Raw genomic sequence first — 18916 nt, forward strand, 5'->3', positions numbered from 1 at the left:
TTCCCGCGCGCGGCGGGCCCGCACGACGGCGGTCACCGGCCCGGGACGCCGACGGATGGGAACGGTCGGCCGAGGCGTCGTACGCTCTGCCGGTCAGACCACGTGGAGAAGCCGTGACCGCCGGAGTGTGCCGTGCCGCCCGCCCCTCGCCCCACCGTTCTCGCGGCAGCCGCGCTGCTGCTCGCCACCACCAGCGGGTGCAGCCTGCTGGCGGCCCCGACCACCGCCACCCCCGGGGGGTCCGCGCCGGTGCCGCCCCGGCAGGTGGTGCTCGCGGCCGCGCAGGCGCTGGACGACGCCGGCAGCGCCCGGATCGACGTGGTCCGGGAGGGCCCGGGCGGCCGGCGCACCGCGAGCGGCACGCTGGTCTGGGGCGCCGCGGACGAGGCCGCGCTGAGCGTGACCGACGAACTGGGCAGCGGCCGGCTGACCCTGAAGGACGGCGCGCTCGACCTCGCGTACCAGGGCGGGGCGACCAAGCACGCGGAGCGCGGCACCGCCGAGTCGGCCGACCCCGCGGCGGGCGCCGGCCCGGGCGGCTTCGCCGGCGGCTGGATGACCGCGCTGATCAGCAGCCCGGGCGGCCGGGCGTACGGGATCGCGCAGGGCGTCAAGCTCGGCTCGCTCGGCGGCGAGCAGCTGGCCGGGGTGACCGCGGCCCACTACCGGGGTTCCGCGCCGGTGGACGAACTGTTCGGCAAGGACGGGGAGTTGAGTCCGCAGCAGCGAGCGGCCACGCTGGACTGGTACCGGCAGCACGGGGTGACGGCGATCGGGTACGACGTCTGGGTCGGGCCCGGCACGCAGCTGCTCCGGCTGCGCGAGACGGTCAGGGGGAGCGCCGGAACCACGGTGACCACGACGGACGTCTCGGCTCCCGGGACGGCGGACGCGACGCCCTCCACGGGCGGGTGACCCGGCGGGGACATCCGGTGGGTGGGGGATTCGCGGATCCGTTAGAGTCCGCATGAGAAGAACATGAGAAGAGCTGATCGTCAGTTCTTCCATGGGGGTTCGGATCTCCCGGGGGCAGGGGCGCACCGCCCGCCCGGGGATTCTCAAGGGGGGAATCATGGCTGGAACCCGCAAGACCGCCGTCGCCGTCGTCCTCGCCGCCCTGGCGCTGACCGCGACCGCCTGCAACACCGGCGACGACAAGAAGGCCGCCCCGGCCGCGCCGACCTCGGCCACCGAGGCCTCGGCCGCCGCCCCGGCCGGCGGCGCCAAGCCGGAGAAGGTCAGCCCGGCGGTCTACCTGGAGCAGGTCACCCGGAAGACCAGTGCCGCCAAGAGCGCGAAGGTCGACGAGCTGATCAAGATCGGCCAGGTCACCATGAAGGGCAAGGGCGCGGTGTCCTGGGCCGACGGCCTGGAGGCCGACCTCACGATGGACCTGTCGGACTCCCCGATGGCCAAGGTCCTGGAGCCGGTGACCGGCGGCCCGAGCGTGCGCTACCTGTACACCAAGGACGCGATGTACATGCACCTGGGCGGAAAGGCGGTGCAAGACGGCGGCCCGGAGTGGGTGCGCTACGGCAAGGCCGACATGGCCAAGGCGACCGGCGGCGCCACCGACCAGCTCCAGAGCGCGGACCCGGTCCAGGGCGTCCGGACGCTGATCGCCAGCGGCAAGGTCGCCGAGGTCGGCCCCGAGACGGTGAACGGCAAGGCCACCACCCACTACACCGGCGTGCTCAGCGCCGATGACGTGGCCAAGGCCACCAGCCAGGGCATGACCCAGGCGCAGGCCGACCGGCTGAAGCAGAACCTGGAAACCGCCGGCATCACCAGCGACCGGATCGACGTCTGGGTCGACGCCGACCAGCTCGTGGTCAAGCGGAGCGAGCAGGCCGAGACCAAGTCCGGGACGCTGGACGTCACGGTCAGCTACTCGGACTACGGCACCCCGGTGAACACCACCGCCCCGAAGGACGCCATGGACCTCGCCGACCTCCAGAAGGCCGCCGCCGGCAGCTGACCCGGGCCGGCTGGGCCGACCCGGTGGTCCCGCCCGCTCGGCGGCCCCGGACGAGGGGGCCGCCACCGGGCCGACCGGGAACGGGTGGCAAGGTGGCCGGACGAGGCCGCCGTCGGACGGGGCCGGGCGAGAGGGGAAACGGACGATGGCGGGACGGCAGCGGTTGGCGGCGGCGGCCGTCGTCGTCCTGCTGGCGGGCGGGCTGAGCGGCTGCGGCGGCGGGGGAGCACCCGCCACGCCGACCGGCAGCCCGGCCCCGGCCGGCACCTCGCCCTCCGCGGCCTCCCCGAGCGCCCAGGCCAAGCCGACCGACCGCTCGCCGCACGGGGTGCTGCTCTCCGCCCGGCTGGCCATGCAGACCGCCCGCCGGGCCAAGGTCGGCTACCGGCTCGGCGCCGACGCCGGGTCGGGCCCGCTGTTCTGGCAGCCCAAGACCGCGCTCCAGATCAAGCGCTCCACCCAGGCCGAGGCCGAACAGCTGATCGTCGTGGACACGGTGGCCTACCAGGGCGGGGACGCCGCCACCGCGGCCCGGCAGGGCGGGAAGCACTGGGAGCGCTTCACCGTCCCCGCGGGCCCGGACGGCCACAAGGAGGTCCCGTACGCGGGGCTGATCGACCTGCTGAACCCGGTCGAGGCGCTGACCGCGGCCACCGCCGAGGGGACGGACCCGGTCTTCGTCGGCGAGGAGAAGTACGAGGACTCGACCGTCGAGCACTACCGGGTCTCCACCACCGCCGAGAGGTACGCGGCCGCCCAGACCCAGCTGACCCAGTCCCGCCGGGACGGCCTGCGGGCCGCGCTCGCGCCCGGCGGCTCGCTCTCGCTCACCCTGGACCTCTGGCTCAACGACAAGGACCAGCTGGTCAGGCTCCAGCGCACCGGCAGCGGGGACAGCGGCCGGGCGGACGACGAGGTGCTCTACACCGACTTCGCCGGGGCGCTGCTCTCGGCCCAGGCGCCGGCCGAGACGGACACCGTGGACACCGGCGTCCGGACGGTCTCCCCACTGGCCCGCTGAGCCGCCGGCCCGCCGACTCGACCGGGACCGGGGGATGCTCCGTCCGAGGGCGATTTGCACCTTGCGGACGGCCCCGGCTACTCTGGCCGAAGCCAAAGACCGCTGGTTGCCGCCGCGAGCCCGTCAGGGATCCGGTGGCCGAAGGATCTGCGCTTCGTCGCAGGCAGCCCGCGCAGGTGTGTCTGGAGCTTCGACTTCCGGGTTCCGCGTCCGCGCGGCCGCCCGTCGAGGTCGTTCCGAGCCCCGTGCCCCTGCGCACCGGGGCTCGTTGCATTTCCGCAAGGGCTTCCTTCCGTCCGGTCGGTCCGCGGCGACCTAGGTCGACTTTCGCGGTCGGCCCGACTTCGACATCACGGAAGGAGGCGTAAGCCTATGGCCAGGCCCGACAAGGCTGCTGCCGTCGCCGAGATCACGGACAAGTTCCGTGGCTCCTCCGCGGCGCTGCTGACCGAGTACCGCGGTCTCTCGGTGAAGCAGGTCAAGACCCTGCGTCGCTCGCTCGGCGACAACGCCGAGTACGCCGTGGTGAAGAACACGCTGACCAAGATCGCGGCCAATGAGGTCGGGATCACGGAGCTCGACGACCTGTTCAGTGGTCCGACGGCTGTCGCCTTCGTCACCGGTGACCCGGTGGAGTCGGCGAAGGCTCTGCGTGACTTCGCCAAGGAGAACCCCGCTCTCGTCATCAAGGGCGGTGTCCTTGACGGCAAGGCGCTGTCCGCCGACGAGATCAAGAAGCTCGCGGACCTCGAGTCCCGCGAGGTGCTGCTCGCCAAGCTGGCGGGTGCCCTGAAGGCCAAGCAGTCCCAGGCTGCCGCGCTCTTCCAGGCCCTGCCGTCGAAGCTCGTCCGCACCGTGGACGCGCTGCGCGACAAGGTCGAGCAGGGCGGTGCCGGTACGCCGGCTCCCGCCGCCGAGGACGCTGCCGCCGAGTAATTCGGCAGGCTCACGCCTCGCCGCGGGCCCGTACGCCCGCCCCACCCGTACATCCGGCACCACCTGCCGATTTAGTGGAAGGACGCCATCATGGCGAAGCTGTCCCAGGACGAGCTGCTCGCGCAGTTCGAGGAGCTCACCCTCATCGAGCTCGCTGCCTTCGTGAAGGCCTTCGAGGAGAAGTTCGACGTCACCGCCGCCGCCCCGGTCGCCGTTGCCGGCGTTGCCGCCCCGGGCGCCCCGGCCGAGGCCGCTGAGGAGCAGGACGAGTTCGACGTCATCCTCGAGGCCGCCGGCGACAAGAAGATCCAGGTCATCAAGGAGGTGCGCACCCTGACCTCCCTCGGCCTGAAGGAGGCCAAGGACCTCGTTGACACCGCTGGTGCCAAGGTCCTGGAGAAGGTTGCCAAGGACGTTGCCGAGAAGGCCAAGGCCGCCCTCGAGGGTGCCGGCGCCAAGGTCACCGTCAAGTGATCTCGCGCCCCCTCTGAGGGGGCCCGGAGCCGGGCCGATCACCCCTGTGGGTGATCGGCCCGGCTTTTTCGCGTTTCCGGGCCGCCGCCGGGCGCCACCGGGGCCGTGCCCCGCCGGGTTCCCCCGACCGGCCGGTGGGGCCCGCCGGTGTGGCCGGGAGAGCACTCGGCACCGTCGGTGCCGGGGGGTATGGTGATCACGGTCGTCGAGGGCGGCCCCACCACGGTTTCTGTAACGCCGAGGGGGTCCGGATCGATAGACCGGTCGAGGCCCGCGCCGCCTGCGGGCCCTTGACGAACCCGGCGCGGCGCGCGATTCTCAAGGCGCGAGTCCGCCCGGTTGGTTCGCCGCTGGATGCATAACCAGCGGCACCGGCGGGAAATGACTCCATCGTGAGTTAGAGCAGTACCCGGCGGGCGTCCGCGTCCGCCGGCTACCGGGAGGAGTCTCCGATTCGGTCTCCGAATCAGAGCTGGACAGCAGTGTGGCCTTTGGCTACACTGTCCCTTTGCGCTGCCTGTTAGCTGCTCCGTGACTCGTCGCCCGGAGTTTGCGTTGCCCTGAAGGGGTCTGGCACCGCCTCCGCAAAGCGGCTCTGACCTGGGGTTCCGACCCCGGCAGAGTCCAGTGGCGAGGGAGGCGGCACCAAGCCCAAGCAGGCCCGGCTGGTACGCGCGTAGTGAGCTCCGAGCCCTCGGAAGGACCCCCCTCTTGGCCGCGCCGCGCAACGCCTCGAACAATTCCGCCGCATCCACCGCCCCGCTCCGCGTCTCCTTCGCGAAGATCAAGGAGCCCCTTGAGGTCCCGAACCTCCTGGCCCTGCAGACCGAGAGCTTTGACTGGCTGCTCGGCAACGCGGCCTGGAAGTCCCGGGTCGAGCAGGCGCTGGAGTCTGGTCTGGACGTCCCCACCAAGTCCGGTCTGGAGGAGATCTTCGAGGAGATCTCCCCGATCGAGGACTTCAGTGGGTCGATGTCGCTGACCTTCCGCGACCACCGTTTCGAGCCGCCGAAGAACTCCATTGACGAGTGCAAGGACCGCGACTTCACGTTCGCGGCTCCGCTCTTCGTCACGGCCGAGTTCACCAACAACGAGACCGGTGAGATCAAGTCTCAGACGGTCTTCATGGGCGACTTCCCGCTCATGACCCACAAGGGCACGTTCGTGATCAACGGCACCGAGCGTGTCGTCGTGTCGCAGCTGGTCCGCTCCCCGGGTGTGTACTTCGACTCCACCCTGGACAAGGTCTCCGACAAGGAGATCTACTCCTGCAAGGTCATCCCCTCGCGTGGTGCCTGGCTGGAGATGGAGATCGACAAGCGCGACATGGTCGGCGTCCGCATCGACCGCAAGCGCAAGCAGTCCGTCACCGTGCTGCTCAAGGCCCTCGGCTGGACCAACGAGATGATTCTCGAGGAGTTCGGCGAGTACGAGTCGATGCGCAACACCCTGGAGAAGGACCACACCCAGGGCCAGGACGACGCGCTCCTGGACATCTACCGCAAGCTGCGTCCGGGCGAGCCGCCGACGCGCGAGGCCGCGCAGACGCTGCTGGAGAACCTGTACTTCAACCCGAAGCGCTACGACCTGGCCAAGGTCGGCCGCTACAAGGTCAACCGCAAGCTGGGCAACGCCGAGTCGCTGGACTCCGGCGTGCTCACCGAGCCCGACATCATCGGCGCTATCAAGTACCTGGTGAAGCTGCACGCCGGCGAGACCGAGTGGCGTGACGGCGAGGGCCGCGACATCGTGGTCGAGGTCGACGACATCGACCACTTCGGCAACCGCCGCCTGCGCAACGTCGGCGAGCTCATCCAGAACCAGGTCCGTACGGGTCTCGCCCGCATGGAGCGCGTCGTGCGCGAGCGCATGACCACCCAGGACGTCGAGGCCATCACGCCGCAGACCCTGATCAACATCCGGCCGGTCGTCGCCTCCATCAAGGAGTTCTTCGGCACCAGCCAGCTGTCGCAGTTCATGGACCAGACGAACCCGCTGTCGGGCCTGACCCACAAGCGCCGTCTGTCCGCCCTCGGCCCCGGTGGTCTGTCCCGTGAGCGGGCCGGCTTCGAGGTCCGAGACGTGCACCCGTCGCACTACGGCCGCATGTGCCCCATCGAGACCCCCGAAGGCCCGAACATCGGTCTGATCGGCTCGCTGGCCTCGTACGGCCGGGTCAACGCGTTCGGCTTCATCGAGACGCCGTACCGCAAGGTCGTCGACGGCGTGGTCACCGAGAAGGTCGACTACCTGACCGCCGACGAGGAGGACCGCTTCGTCATCGCCCAGGCGAACGCGCCGCTGACCGCGGACCTGCACTTCGCCGAGCCGCGCGTCCTGGTCCGCCGCCGTGGCGGCGAGATCGACTACATCCCGGGCTCCGAGATCGACTACATGGACGTCTCGCCGCGCCAGATGGTGTCGGTCGCGACCGCCATGATCCCGTTCCTCGAGCACGACGACGCCAACCGCGCGCTCATGGGCTCGAACATGATGCGTCAGGCGGTGCCGCTGCTGAAGAGCGAGGCCCCGCTGGTCGGCACCGGCATGGAGTACCGCTGCGCCGTCGACGCCGCCGACGTGATCACCGCCGAGAAGGCCGGTGTGGTCCAGGAGGTCTCAGCCGACTACGTCACCGTGGCCAACGACGACGGCACGTACACCACGTACCGCGCCGCCAAGTTCACCCGCTCCAACCAGGGCACCTCCTTCAACCAGAAGGTGCTCGTGGACGAGGGCGCCCGGGTCGAGGCCGGCCAGGTGCTGGCCGACGGCCCGTGCACGGACGAGGGCGAGATGGCCCTCGGCAAGAACCTGCTCGTCGCGTTCATGTCGTGGGAGGGTCACAACTACGAGGACGCGATCATCCTGTCGCAGCGCCTCGTGCAGGACGACGTCCTCTCCTCGATCCACATCGAGGAGCACGAGGTCGACGCCCGTGACACCAAGCTCGGCCCCGAGGAGATCACCCGGGACATCCCGAACGTCTCCGAGGAGGTCCTGGCCGACCTCGACGAGCGCGGCATCATCCGCATCGGCGCCGACGTCGTCACCGGCGACATCCTGGTCGGCAAGGTCACCCCGAAGGGTGAGACCGAGCTGACCCCGGAGGAGCGCCTGCTCCGCGCGATCTTCGGTGAGAAGGCCCGTGAGGTCCGCGACACCTCGCTGAAGGTCCCGCACGGTGAGTCCGGCAAGGTCATCGGCGTGCGCGTGTTCGACCGCGAGGAGGGCGACGAGCTTCCCCCGGGCGTCAACCAGCTGGTCCGCGTCTACGTGGCCCAGAAGCGCAAGATCACCAACGGTGACAAGCTCGCCGGCCGCCACGGCAACAAGGGTGTCATCTCCAAGATCCTCCCGGTCGAGGACATGCCCTTCCTGGAGGACGGCACCCCGGTCGACATCATCCTCAACCCGCTGGGTGTCCCGTCCCGAATGAACCCGGGACAGGTCCTGGAGATCCACCTCGGCTGGCTCGCCCAGCAGGGCTGGGACGTCTCCGGCCTCGCCGACGAGTGGGCCCAGCGCCTCCAGGCGATCGGCGCGGACAAGGTCGAGGGCGGCACCAACCTCGCGACCCCGGTCTTCGACGGCGCCCGCGAGGACGAGATCACCGGTCTGCTGGACAACACCACCCTCACCCGTGACGGTGAGCGCCTGGTGAACTCCACCGGCAAGGCCCGGCTGTTCGACGGCCGCTCCGGCGAGCCGTTCCCGATGCCGATCTCGGTCGGCTACATGTACATCCTCAAGCTGCACCACCTGGTCGACGACAAGCTGCACGCCCGGTCGACCGGTCCGTACTCGATGATCACCCAGCAGCCGCTCGGTGGTAAGGCGCAGTTCGGTGGTCAGCGCTTCGGTGAGATGGAGGTGTGGGCCCTGGAGGCGTACGGCGCGGCCTACGCGCTCCAGGAACTGCTCACCATCAAGTCCGACGACGTCCTCGGCCGGGTCAAGGTCTACGAGGCCATCGTCAAGGGCGAGAACATCCCCGAGCCCGGCATTCCCGAGTCCTTCAAGGTCCTCATCAAGGAAATGCAGTCGCTCTGCCTCAACGTGGAGGTGCTGTCCTCGGACGGCCAGTCCATCGAGATGCGGGACTCCGACGAGGACGTGTTCCGCGCCGCCGAGGAGCTCGGCATCGACCTGTCCCGGCGCGAGCCGAGCAGCGTCGAAGAGGTCTGACGGAGGTTGGGCCGGCCGCAGCGGCGGCCGGCCCGCCCCCAGGCCCCCCTCAGACCACATGAACGACTCTCGACTTACGAAAGAGGGCTTGACGACCAGTGCTTGACGTCAACTTCTTCGACGAGCTCCGCATCGGCCTGGCCACCGCCGACGACATCCGCCAGTGGTCCCACGGCGAGGTCAAGAAGCCGGAGACCATCAACTACCGCACCCTGAAGCCGGAAAAGGACGGGCTCTTCTGCGAGAAGATCTTCGGTCCCACCCGGGACTGGGAGTGCTACTGCGGTAAGTACAAGCGCGTCCGCTTCAAGGGCATCATCTGCGAGCGCTGCGGCGTCGAGGTGACCCGCGCCAAGGTGCGCCGCGAGCGGATGGGCCACATCGAGCTGGCCGCCCCGGTCACCCACATCTGGTACTTCAAGGGTGTCCCGTCCCGCCTGGGCTACCTGCTGGACCTGGCGCCGAAGGACCTCGAGAAGGTCATCTACTTCGCCGCCTACATGATCACCTGGGTCGACGACGAGCGCCGCCAGCGCGACCTGCCGTCCCTGGAGGCGCACGTCTCGGTCGAGCGCCAGCAGATCGAGAACCGCCGCGACTCCGACCTCGAAGCCCGCGCCAAGAAGGCCGAGACCGACCTGGCCGAGCTGGAGGCCGAGGGCGCCAAGGCCGACGTGCGCCGCAAGGTGCGCGAGGGCGCCGAGCGCGAGATGAAGCAGCTGCGCGACCGCGCGCAGCGCGAGCTCGACCGCCTCGACGAGGTGTGGGCCCGCTTCAAGAACCTCAAGGTCCAGGACCTGGAGGGCGACGAGCTGCTCTACCGCGAGCTGCGCGACCGCTTCGGCACCTACTTCTCCGGCTCGATGGGCGCGGCGGCCCTCAAGGACCGCCTGGAGACCTTCGACCTGGCGGAGGAGTCCGAGCGCCTGCGCGAGATCATCCGCACCGGCAAGGGCCAGAAGAAGACCCGCGCGCTGAAGCGCCTCAAGGTCGTCTCCGCGTTCCTCCAGACCACCAACAAGCCCAACGGCATGGTGCTGGACTGCGTCCCGGTCATCCCGCCGGACCTGCGTCCGATGGTGCAGCTGGACGGTGGCCGCTTCGCGACCTCCGACCTGAACGACCTGTACCGCCGCGTCATCAACCGCAACAACCGCCTGAAGCGGCTTCTCGACCTCGGTGCTCCCGAGATCATCGTGAACAACGAGAAGCGCATGCTCCAGGAGGCCGTCGACGCGCTGTTCGACAACGGCCGCCGCGGCCGTCCGGTCACCGGTCCGGGCAACCGCCCGCTGAAGTCCCTCAGCGACATGCTGAAGGGCAAGCAGGGTCGTTTCCGTCAGAACCTGCTCGGCAAGCGAGTCGACTACTCGGCCCGTTCGGTCATCGTCGTCGGCCCGCAGCTCAAGCTGCACCAGTGCGGTCTGCCGAAGGCCATGGCGCTGGAGCTCTTCAAGCCGTTCGTGATGAAGCGCCTGGTCGACCTGAACCACGCGCAGAACATCAAGTCGGCCAAGCGCATGGTCGAGCGTGCCCGTCCGGTCGTGTGGGACGTGCTCGAAGAGGTCATCGCCGAGCACCCGGTCCTGCTGAACCGTGCGCCCACCTTGCACCGCCTCGGCATCCAGGCCTTCGAGCCGCAGCTGGTCGAGGGCAAGGCCATCCAGATCCACCCGCTCGTCTGCACCGCGTTCAACGCGGACTTCGACGGTGACCAGATGGCCGTCCACCTGCCGCTCTCCGCGGAGGCGCAGGCCGAGGCCCGCATCCTGATGCTGTCCTCGAACAACATCCTGAAGCCGGCCGACGGTCGCCCCGTCACCATGCCGACCCAGGACATGGTGCTCGGTCTGTTCTTCCTGACCTCGGACCGCGAGAACGTGAAGGGCGCCGGCCGCACCTTCTCGTCGACCGCCGAGGCGATCATGGCCTTCGACGCCCGCGACCTGGACGTCCAGGCCCCGATCGAGCTGCGCCTGCCGGCTGGCACCGTCCCGCCGCGCGGCTGGACCGCTCCGGTGGACGAGGAGGGCCAGCCGACCTGGTACGACGGCGAGCCGTTCCGCCTGAACACCACCCTGGGCCGCGCGCTCTTCAACGAGCTGCTGCCCGAGGACTACCCGTTCGTCGACTACGAGGTGGGCAAGAAGCAGCTCTCCGCGATCGTCAACGACCTGGCGGAGCGCTACCCCAAGGTCGTCGTCGCGGCGACCCTGGACAACCTGAAGGCGGCCGGCTTCCACTGGTCGACCCGCTCGGGCGTCACCGTCTCCATCTCGGACGTCATCGTCCCGCCGAGCAAGCCCGCCATCCTGGAGGGCTACGAGGCCAAGGCCGAGAAGGTCCAGAAGCAGTACGAGCGCGGTCTGATCACCGACAACGAGCGCAAGCAGGAGCTCGTCGGCATCTGGACCCAGGCGACCAACGAGGTCGCGGACGCCATGGCCGCGAACTTCCCGAAGACGAACCCCATCTTCATGATGGTCGACTCGGGTGCTCGTGGAAACATGATGCAGATGCGCCAGATCGCCGGTATGCGTGGTCTGGTGTCGAACGCGAAGAACGAGACCATCGCGCGTCCGATCAAGGCCTCGTTCCGTGAGGGCCTGTCCGTGCTGGAGTACTTCATCTCCACCCACGGTGCCCGTAAGGGTCTGGCCGACACCGCCCTCCGTACCGCCGACTCCGGTTACCTCACCCGTCGTCTGGTCGACGTCTCCCAGGACGTCATCATCCGCGAGGAGGACTGCGGCACCGAGCGCGGCCTGAAGCTGGCGATCGGCTCCGTGGGCGCGGACGGCGTGCTGCGCAAGGCCGACGACGTCGAGACCAGCGTCTACGCCCGGATGCTCGCCGAGGACATCACGGTGGACGGCAAGCTGCTGGCCACCGCGAACACCGACCTCGGTGACGTCCTGATCGACGAGCTGATCCGCCACGGCATCAGCGAGGTCAAGACCCGCTCGATCCTGACCTGTGAGTCGGCCGTCGGCACCTGCGCCATGTGCTACGGGCGCTCGCTGGCCACCGGCAAGCTGGTCGACATCGGTGAGGCGGTCGGCATCATCGCCGCCCAGTCCATCGGTGAGCCCGGCACCCAGCTGACCATGCGCACCTTCCACACCGGTGGTGTGGCCGGTGACGACATCACCCAGGGTCTGCCGCGTGTCGTCGAGCTCTTCGAGGCCCGTACCCCGAAGGGTGTGGCTCCGATCTCGGAGGCCGCCGGCCGGGTCCGGATCGAGGACACCGAGAAGACCCGCAAGCTGGTCATCACGCCGGACGACGGCAGCGACGAGATCGCCTACCCGGTCTCGAAGCGCGTGAAGCTGCTCGTCAGCGAGGGCGAGGCGGTCGAGGTCGGCCAGAAGCTGACCATGGGTGCCACCAACCCGCACGACGTCCTGCGCATCATGGGCCAGCGTGCCGTCCAGGTCCACCTGGTCGCCGAGGTCCAGAAGGTCTACAACTCGCAGGGCGTGTCGATCCACGACAAGCACATCGAGATCATCATCCGGCAGATGCTCCGCCGCGTGACGATCATCGAGTCGGGCGACGCCGAGCTGCTGCCCGGCGAGCTGGTCGAGCGCGGTCGCTTCGAGCAGGAGAACCGCCGCGTCGTCGCTGAGGGCGGTCACCCCGCCTCCGGCCGTCCGCAGCTGATGGGCATCACCAAGGCCTCGCTGGCCACCGAGTCCTGGCTGTCGGCCGCCTCCTTCCAGGAGACGACCCGGGTCCTCACCGACGCGGCGATCCACGCCAAGTCGGACCCGCTGCTGGGCCTCAAGGAGAACGTCATCCTCGGTAAGCTCATCCCGGCCGGTACGGGTCTGCCCCGCTACCGCAACATCCGGGTCGAGCCGACCGAGGAGGCCAAGGCCGCGATGTACTCGGCCGTCGGCTACGACGACTACGACCTGTCGCCCTTCGGCGCCGGCTCCGGCCAGGCGGTCCCGCTGGACGACTACGACTACGGCCCGTACACCGGCTGAGTCCGAGGTCACCGATCGCAGGGCGGTCACCCCTCACGGGGTGGCCGCCCTGCGGCGTTCGCGGGTGCCGGGAGGGGGTGCCGGGAAGGGGTGCCGGAAGGCGCCGCCGGGAAACCGGTTAGGCAATCCGGCCGAAGTCGCGTAAGGTCGTGTTCACCGACGCGGGGTGGAGCAGCTCGGTAGCTCGCTGGGCTCATAACCCAGAGGTCGCAGGTTCAAATCCTGTCCCCGCTACTCAGGACGAAGGGTCCGGAGGCATCAAGCCTCCGGGCCCTTCGGCGTTCCCGGGTCCGGCCCGGCGTTCCCGGATTTTCGGTGGCCGGGCCCGGCCCTCCGGCCGTACCGTCCCGGGTATGAACCCGAAGCGGCCCCTGATCGCCGTGCTCACCGGCGCGGGCATCTCGACGGACTCCGGCATCCCCGACTACCGAGGCCCGCAGGGCCTGTGGCGCAAGGACCCGTCGGCCGAGGAACTGGTCACCCTCGGGCCGTACCGGGACGATCCGCAGGTGCGCCGCCGGGCCTGGCGGATGCGGCTGGAGGCGGGCGCCCTGGCCGCCGAGCCGAACGCCGGGCACCGGGCGCTGGTCGACCTGGAGCGCTCCGGGCTGCCGTTGCGGGTGCTCACCCAGAACATCGACGGACTGCACCAGAAGGCCGGGCTGAGCGCCCGCAAGGTGCTCGAACTGCACGGCACCGCACGGGAGACGCAGTGCCTGCGCTGCCGGGCGGTCGGGCCGATGGCGCAGGCGCTGGCGCGGGTCGAGGCGGGGGAGCCGGACCCGGACTGCCGGGCCTGCGGGGGCATCCTCAAGCCGCGCGTCGTGATGTTCGGCGAGAACCTCGACCCGGAGGTGCTGGGGCGGGCCGACTCGATCGCCCGGGCCTGCGACGTGTTCATCGCCGTCGGCACCAGCCTCCAGGTGTTCCCGGTGGCGGCGCTGCCGTTCAACGCGGTGCGCACCGGGGCGAAGCTGATCATCGTGAACGGCGAGCCGACGCCGTACGACGAGGCCGCGAGCGAGGTGATCCGGGAGCCGATCTCCCGGGCGCTGCCGGAGCTGGTACGCCGACTCGTCCTGGAACGGGGCTGAGGACCGGCCGGAAGGGTCAAGGTCCTGGACGCACCGCGTGCGTACGATGATCTTTCCGGCTTACCCCTCCCGGCCTGGAGTGATCGACCGATGACGACGACGGCGAAGTTCGACCCCTGGTCGGCGGAGTTCGTGGCCCACCCGTACGACGCGTACGCCGAACTGCGCGAGCACGCGCCGGTGACGTACTTCGAGCCGACGAACCAGTGGCTCGTCTCCCGCCACGAGGACGTCAGCGCCCTGCTGCGCGACCGGCGGCTCGGCCGCACCTACACCCACCGCTTCAGCCACGAGGAGTTCGGCCGCCCCGAGCCGGACCCGGCGCACGAGCCCTTCCACACGCTGAACGACCACGGGCTGCTCGACCTGGAGGCGCCCGACCACACCCGGATCCGCCGCCTCGTCTCCAAGGCCTTCACCCCGCGGATGGTCGAGGGCCTTCGCCCCACCGTGCGGCGGCTGGCCGGGGAACTGGTCGACGACCTGCTCGCGGCCGGCGGCGGCGACCTGATCGCCACCGTCGCCGAGCCGCTGCCGGTCGCCGTGATCGCCGAGATGCTCGGGGTGCCGGAGAGCGACCGGCACCTGCTGCGGCCGTGGTCCGCCGACATCACCGGGATGTACGAGCTCAACCCGAGCGAGGAGGTCGCCCGCCGGGCCGTCACCGCCAGCATCGAGTTCTCCGACTACCTGCGCGCCCTGATCCGCGAGCGCCGGGCGAACCCCGGCACGGACCTGATCAGCGCGCTGATCCAGGCCCAGGAGGGCTCCGACGCGCTCAGCGAGCAGGAGATGGTCTCCACCTGCGTGCTGCTGCTCAACGCCGGCCACGAGGCGACCGTCAACACCACCGGCAACGGCTGGTGGGCGCTGTTCCGCCACCCCGACGAACTCGCCCGGCTGCGCGGCTCGGTGGACGAACTGCTGCCCACGGCCGTCGAGGAGCTGATGCGCTGGGACACCCCGCTGCAGATGTTCGAGCGCTGGGTGCTGGAGGACATCGAGGTCGGCGGCGTCACCGTCCCGCGCGGCGCCGAGGTCGCCCTGCTGTTCGGCTCCGCCAACCGCGACCCCGAGCGCTTCGCCGACCCCGACCGGCTCGACCTCGGCCGCACCGACAACCCGCACATCACCTTCGGCGCCGGAATCCACTTCTGTCTCGGCGCCCCGCTCGCCAGACTGGAGCTCACCGAGTCCTACGGCACCCTGCTGCGCCGGGCCCCGGGCCTGCGGCTGGTCCGCGAGCCCGAGTGGAACCCGGGCTACGTGATCCGAGGGCTCGGGGAACTGCTGGTCGAGGTGTAGCGGAGAAGAGGGGGGAGCTGGAGTTCGGCGCGCTCTGGGACTGATCCGGGGCGTGCCGGGGCCGGGCGGAACCGGGTGGCGGGGCGGTGCGTCGAAGGGCCATGACGAACCGCAGCACCGCAACCCGTCGGAGCTTCCGCCGCCCGGCCGTGCTGGTCCTCGCGGCCGTGCTGGCCGCGCCGCTGACGGCCGGCTGCGGCAGCACCGGACCCGCCGCGCCCGTGGAACTCCGGGCGGACCCGCCCGCGAGCCGGCCCGCCGTCGACCCGGCCCGGGTGGCCGCCACCGCGGCCGCCACCGACGCCTTCGGCCTGGACCTGCTGCACGCCCTGACCGCCCGGCCGGACGCGGCCGACCGCAACCTGGTGGTCTCCCCGTCCGGCCTGGCCACCCTGCTCGCCATGCTGCTGCCCGGCGCCCGCGGCGCCACCGCGGAGGAACTGGCCAAGGCCCTGCACACCGACCTCGACCCCCAGCAGTACGCCCTGGCCACCGGCGCGCTGAACCGGCCCGTCCCCCGGACCGACAAGGTCACCCTGCGCCGCAGCGACGACGTGTGGACCCAGCAGGGCCTGGCCGTCTCGCCGGACTACCTGGCCACCCTCGCCGCCGCCTTCGACACCGGCGTGCACCAGTCCGACTTCGCCAAGGACCCGGACGGGGCCCGCAAGACCGTCAACGCGGCCGTGGAGAAGGCCACCGGCGGCCGGATCAAGGACCTGTTCGCCCCGGCCGCGATCACCTCGGACACCCGGCTGGTGCTCACCGACGCGCTCTACCTCAAGGCCGACTGGGCCTCCGCCTTCAAGCCCGGGCAGACCGCCGACCGGCCGTTCCACAAGCCGGACGGCTCTACCCCGGCCGTCCCCACGATGGGCCAGACCGGGAGCTTCAAGTACGCCGACGGCTCCGGCGGGATCGTCGGCGAGCCCTGGCAGGCCGTCGAACTCCCTTACGCGGGGGGCAGGTTGGCGATGGACCTGATCGTCCCGGCGCAGGGCGGCTTCACCGCCTTCGCCAAGGGCCTGGACCAGCCCCAGCTCGACCGGATCCTCGGCGCCCTCGCCGAACGTCCGGTCGACCTCCGGCTGCCGCGCTTCCACGTCGACACCTCCGAGGAGCTCACCCCCGCGCTGCGCTCGCTCGGCGTGCGGTCGGTCTTCGACCACGCCGACCTCGGCGGCATCGCCAAGGACCCGCTCGCCGTCAACACGGTGGTGCAGAAGGCCACCATCGAGGTCGCCGAGGAGGGCACCGTCGCGGCGGCCGGCAGCGGCGCCGGGATCGCCGTGGCGGCGGCGCCCAACGCGGACCGGCCGGTCGAACTGCACGTCGACCGCCCGTTCCTGTTCCTGATCCGGGACACCCAGGGCGGCGCGCCGCTGTTCCTCGGTCAGGTCACCGACCCGCGGGCGACGTAGCCCTCCGCCGGGCCGGGCGGCTCCTACCAGGCCGGGTAGCGCCCGCCGAGCGCCGGGTGGAGCGGGTCGCGGCTGCCGAACAGCACCAGCAGGTCGTCCGCGACCTGCCGCAACTCGGCCCGGCCCTCGACCGCCCCGGCCCACTCGGCGGGCAGCGCCGCGGCGCCGTACGCGGCCCCGACCAGGTTGCCGCAGACCGCGCCGGTCGAGTCGCTGTCCCCGGAGTGGTTCACCGACAGCAGCAGCGCGGTGCGCACCGGGTCGGGGTCCAGGGTGGCCGCCAGCAGCGAGTACACCGCGATGGCCAGGCACTCCTCGGCGATCCAGCCGAGCCCGACCCGCTCCACCGTGTCCGCCGTCGGCTCGGCCTCCTGGGCCAGCCGCACCGCCCGGGCCAGCGCCTGGACGGTCTCCTTGGAACTCGGCAGCTCGCGGATCTGCTCCACCGTCTCGCCGACCGCCGCCCAGGGCTCGGTGCCGTCGGCGAGCCGCTCGACCAGCGCCGCGAAGGCCCCCGCCGCGAGGTAGCCGGTGGGGTGGCCGTGGGTGAGCTGGGCGCACTGCACCGCCAGCCCGAAGGACTGCTCGACGCCCAGCCGGGCCAGCCCGAACGGCGCCGAGCGCATCACCGTGCCGCAGCCCTTGGAGCCCGGGTTGATCGGCCCCGGCTGTCCGATCACGGACGGCGACTCGAACACCGGGTGCTCGGACACCCCGCTCAGGCAGGCGTTGCCCGGTGCCCGGCGCGCGTACAGGAACGGCCGGCTCAGCAGCCAGCCGTCGTACGGGCGGGGCTGCGGCTCGGTGTCCGGCGCGGACTGGTACTGGGTGCGCAGCCAGCGCCGGTAGGCGCCGTGGACGGCCTCCGGCACCGAGCCGCCGCCGCCCGTCCAGCCGCGGACGAAGCCGCGGATCAGACCCTCGGCGGTGAACAGCGTCATCTGGGTGTCGTCGGTGACCTCGACCGGACCGGGCCCGGCCGGCAGGGCGGTCACGCCCTGCGGCCCCCAGCGGTCCTGGATCTGCCGGAGCTGCTGGAACTCCACCGGCCAGCCCAGCGCGTCGCCGATCGCGCCGCCGAGGAGCGCCCCGCGCACCCGGTCCCGGTACCCCGACTCCGCCGCCGGTTCCGTCACGTCGAATCCCCCTTGGTTCGTGGCGGACAACGTTCTATCAGGTCTCCGTGGCGGCCGGGCGGCCCCGGTGGGTTCCGCCGGGACGGGCGGGCGGGCGCTAGCGGCGGATCGCTCCGGCGCGCCCGTGCAGCGCGGCCCGGTCGGCGGCGGCGCGCCCGGCCGCCCAGCCCACGCCGTCGCTGACCCGCACCCGCTGCGAGACCAGCTTCGGGAACAGCCGGTCGATCTCCTCGTCGACCGCCTCCGAGCGGGCGGCCAGCGCGGGCAGCAGCCGCTCGTCGGGCAGCAGCTGCTCCTCGGTGCCGTCCTCGCGCAGGTGGCGTCCGGCCGCGGCGGCCCTGGTCGCCCGCTCGGTGGCGGCGGTCAGCCGCTCGCGGATCCGCGCCGCGTAGGCGACCAGGAAGGACTGCCGGAACGCCTTGCTGCGCGAGTCCTTGCGGGAGCCCGCCTTGTTGAGCGCGTGGGTGGCCTGCACCAGCAGCGAGGTGTAGAGCAGCTCGACGCCGTCCAGATCGCCGTCGAAGCCCACCACGGTGCAGAAGCCGAACTCCTTCGCCCACACCACCCGGCACCGGTTGGCCGCCGCGACCGCGTCCAGCAGCATCGTCTTGGGGCCCTCGTACGGGTTGTCCACGCCGATCCGCAGCGCCGCCGGGGTGTCCCGGTCGGCGCCCGTCGCGGCCAGCAACGCCTCGTCGATGCTGTGCTGGGCCATCAGCTGCTGGGCCTTGGCGGTCAGCGCCTCGGCCTCCTCCGGGTACTCGGTGGACTCGGCCTTGGCCAGCAGCGCCCGGATGCGCGCCAGCATCCGGGGCTCGCCGCCCACCGGCGCCGAGTGCCGCGCCCGCCCGGCCTGCCCGGGGGCGGGCCCCACCGGCGCGATCGGGGGCAGCCGGCCCCAGGTGCGCAGCAGCTCCAGGAGGGCGGTGGCGAGCGCGAAGCGGTCCAGCCGGTGCCGGTGGGCGAAGGCCCCCAGGTACTCCTCGTCGCCGGACCACCACACCTCGCTCTCCAGCTCGCGCAGCTGCTCGTGCCAGCGCCGGTCCAGCGCGGCCGCGGGGTGCCGCCGGCCCTCGGCGGCGATCAGGTCCACGGCCAGGGCCAGGTGGACGGGCTTCAGCTCGCGCCGCACCACCCGGACCAGGTCGGCCGGCCGCCAGCCGGCCGACCAGCAGCGGCCGACCGCGGTGTCCGCGTGGGCCAGCACCGCCCGGCTGACCGCCGGCCACTGCCCCGCCGAGGCGGCCAGCAGCGAGGCCCCGGTGTCCAGGGCGAGGTCCAGTGCGTCCTCCGGGGCCGTCAGCACCGACCGCACCGCCTGCTCCAGCAGCGGCCCGGCGCTGCCGCCCTGCTGCGCGCCCTTGCCCACGG

The 18916-nt window shown here is 71.3% G+C and carries 12 protein-coding genes and 1 tRNA gene; 11 read left to right on the forward strand and 2 right to left on the reverse strand.

Annotation, left to right across the window (positions count from 1 at the left end; genetic code table 11):
- Positions 1-132 precede the first annotated feature (132 nt).
- From ACZ55U_RS00420 to ACZ55U_RS00470, 11 genes are all read left to right on the forward strand, one after another.
- Entirely contained in the window at positions 133-915 is a 783-nt protein-coding gene (locus tag ACZ55U_RS00420; RefSeq protein ID WP_465520867.1) for a hypothetical protein, read from the forward strand.
- A gap of 157 nt (positions 916-1072) precedes the next feature.
- Positions 1073-1978 carry an SCO4651 family lipoprotein gene (locus ACZ55U_RS00425; protein ID WP_465520869.1) on the forward strand — a complete coding sequence of 302 codons (906 nt, stop codon included), beginning with the start codon at positions 1073-1075 and terminating at the stop codon, positions 1976-1978.
- Between the two features lie 145 nt (positions 1979-2123).
- The gene (locus ACZ55U_RS00430) at positions 2124-2999 is read left to right on the forward strand and encodes an SCO4651 family lipoprotein (protein WP_465520871.1); all 876 of its coding nucleotides are present in this window, start codon (positions 2124-2126) and stop codon (positions 2997-2999) included.
- A gap of 372 nt (positions 3000-3371) precedes the next feature.
- The gene (gene rplJ, locus ACZ55U_RS00435) at positions 3372-3935 is read left to right on the forward strand and encodes a 50S ribosomal protein L10 (RefSeq protein ID WP_465520873.1); all 564 of its coding nucleotides are present in this window, start codon (positions 3372-3374) and stop codon (positions 3933-3935) included.
- 90 nt (positions 3936-4025) lie between these two features.
- A complete protein-coding gene (gene rplL / locus ACZ55U_RS00440) occupies positions 4026-4409 on the forward strand; it encodes a 50S ribosomal protein L7/L12 (RefSeq protein ID WP_465520875.1) in 384 nt (127 codons plus the stop codon).
- Positions 4410-5120: 711 nt separating this feature from the next.
- Positions 5121-8597: a DNA-directed RNA polymerase subunit beta gene (gene rpoB / locus ACZ55U_RS00445; RefSeq protein WP_465520877.1), complete on the forward strand. Its 3477-nt coding sequence runs from the start codon at positions 5121-5123 to the stop codon at positions 8595-8597.
- A 98-nt stretch (positions 8598-8695) separates the two neighbouring features.
- Positions 8696-12589, forward strand: coding sequence for a DNA-directed RNA polymerase subunit beta' (locus ACZ55U_RS00450; RefSeq protein WP_465520879.1), 3894 nt, complete (start codon positions 8696-8698; stop codon positions 12587-12589).
- Between the two features lie 160 nt (positions 12590-12749).
- Positions 12750-12823: transfer RNA gene (locus ACZ55U_RS00455), tRNA-Met, on the forward strand.
- A 119-nt stretch (positions 12824-12942) separates the two neighbouring features.
- Positions 12943-13683: an SIR2 family NAD-dependent protein deacylase gene (locus ACZ55U_RS00460; protein ID WP_465520881.1), complete on the forward strand. Its 741-nt coding sequence runs from the start codon at positions 12943-12945 to the stop codon at positions 13681-13683.
- A 90-nt stretch (positions 13684-13773) separates the two neighbouring features.
- A complete protein-coding gene (locus tag ACZ55U_RS00465) occupies positions 13774-14988 on the forward strand; it encodes a cytochrome P450 (protein ID WP_465520883.1) in 1215 nt (404 codons plus the stop codon).
- Between the two features lie 101 nt (positions 14989-15089).
- Positions 15090-16409 (forward strand): serpin family protein, encoded by a 1320-nt coding sequence (locus tag ACZ55U_RS00470; RefSeq protein WP_465520885.1) that lies wholly within the window; start codon positions 15090-15092, stop codon positions 16407-16409.
- Positions 16410-16432: 23 nt separating this feature from the next.
- Here ACZ55U_RS00470 and ACZ55U_RS00475 read toward each other — a convergent pair whose 3' ends face one another.
- Both ACZ55U_RS00475 and ACZ55U_RS00480 read right to left on the reverse strand, forming a co-directional pair.
- The gene (locus tag ACZ55U_RS00475; RefSeq protein ID WP_465520887.1) at positions 16433-17545 is read right to left on the reverse strand and encodes an ADP-ribosylglycohydrolase family protein; all 1113 of its coding nucleotides are present in this window, start codon (positions 17543-17545) and stop codon (positions 16433-16435) included.
- Between the two features lie 97 nt (positions 17546-17642).
- Positions 17643-18914: a DUF2786 domain-containing protein gene (locus ACZ55U_RS00480; RefSeq protein ID WP_465520889.1), complete on the reverse strand. Its 1272-nt coding sequence runs from the start codon at positions 18912-18914 to the stop codon at positions 17643-17645.
- Positions 18915-18916 lie beyond the last annotated feature (2 nt).

The organism is Kitasatospora sp. NPDC034533 (genome assembly GCF_055575155.1).

Coding starts and splice junctions, on each gene's coding strand:
- ACZ55U_RS00425 (WP_465520869.1), top strand. CDS start 1,073: ATGGCTGGAACCCGCAAGACCGCCGTCGCCGTCGTCCTCGCCGCCCTG.
- ACZ55U_RS00430 (WP_465520871.1), top strand. CDS start 2,124: ATGGCGGGACGGCAGCGGTTGGCGGCGGCGGCCGTCGTCGTCCTGCTG.
- rplJ (WP_465520873.1), top strand. CDS start 3,372: ATGGCCAGGCCCGACAAGGCTGCTGCCGTCGCCGAGATCACGGACAAG.
- rplL (WP_465520875.1), top strand. CDS start 4,026: ATGGCGAAGCTGTCCCAGGACGAGCTGCTCGCGCAGTTCGAGGAGCTC.
- ACZ55U_RS00460 (WP_465520881.1), top strand. CDS start 12,943: ATGAACCCGAAGCGGCCCCTGATCGCCGTGCTCACCGGCGCGGGCATC.
- ACZ55U_RS00465 (WP_465520883.1), top strand. CDS start 13,774: ATGACGACGACGGCGAAGTTCGACCCCTGGTCGGCGGAGTTCGTGGCC.
- ACZ55U_RS00470 (WP_465520885.1), top strand. CDS start 15,090: ATGACGAACCGCAGCACCGCAACCCGTCGGAGCTTCCGCCGCCCGGCC.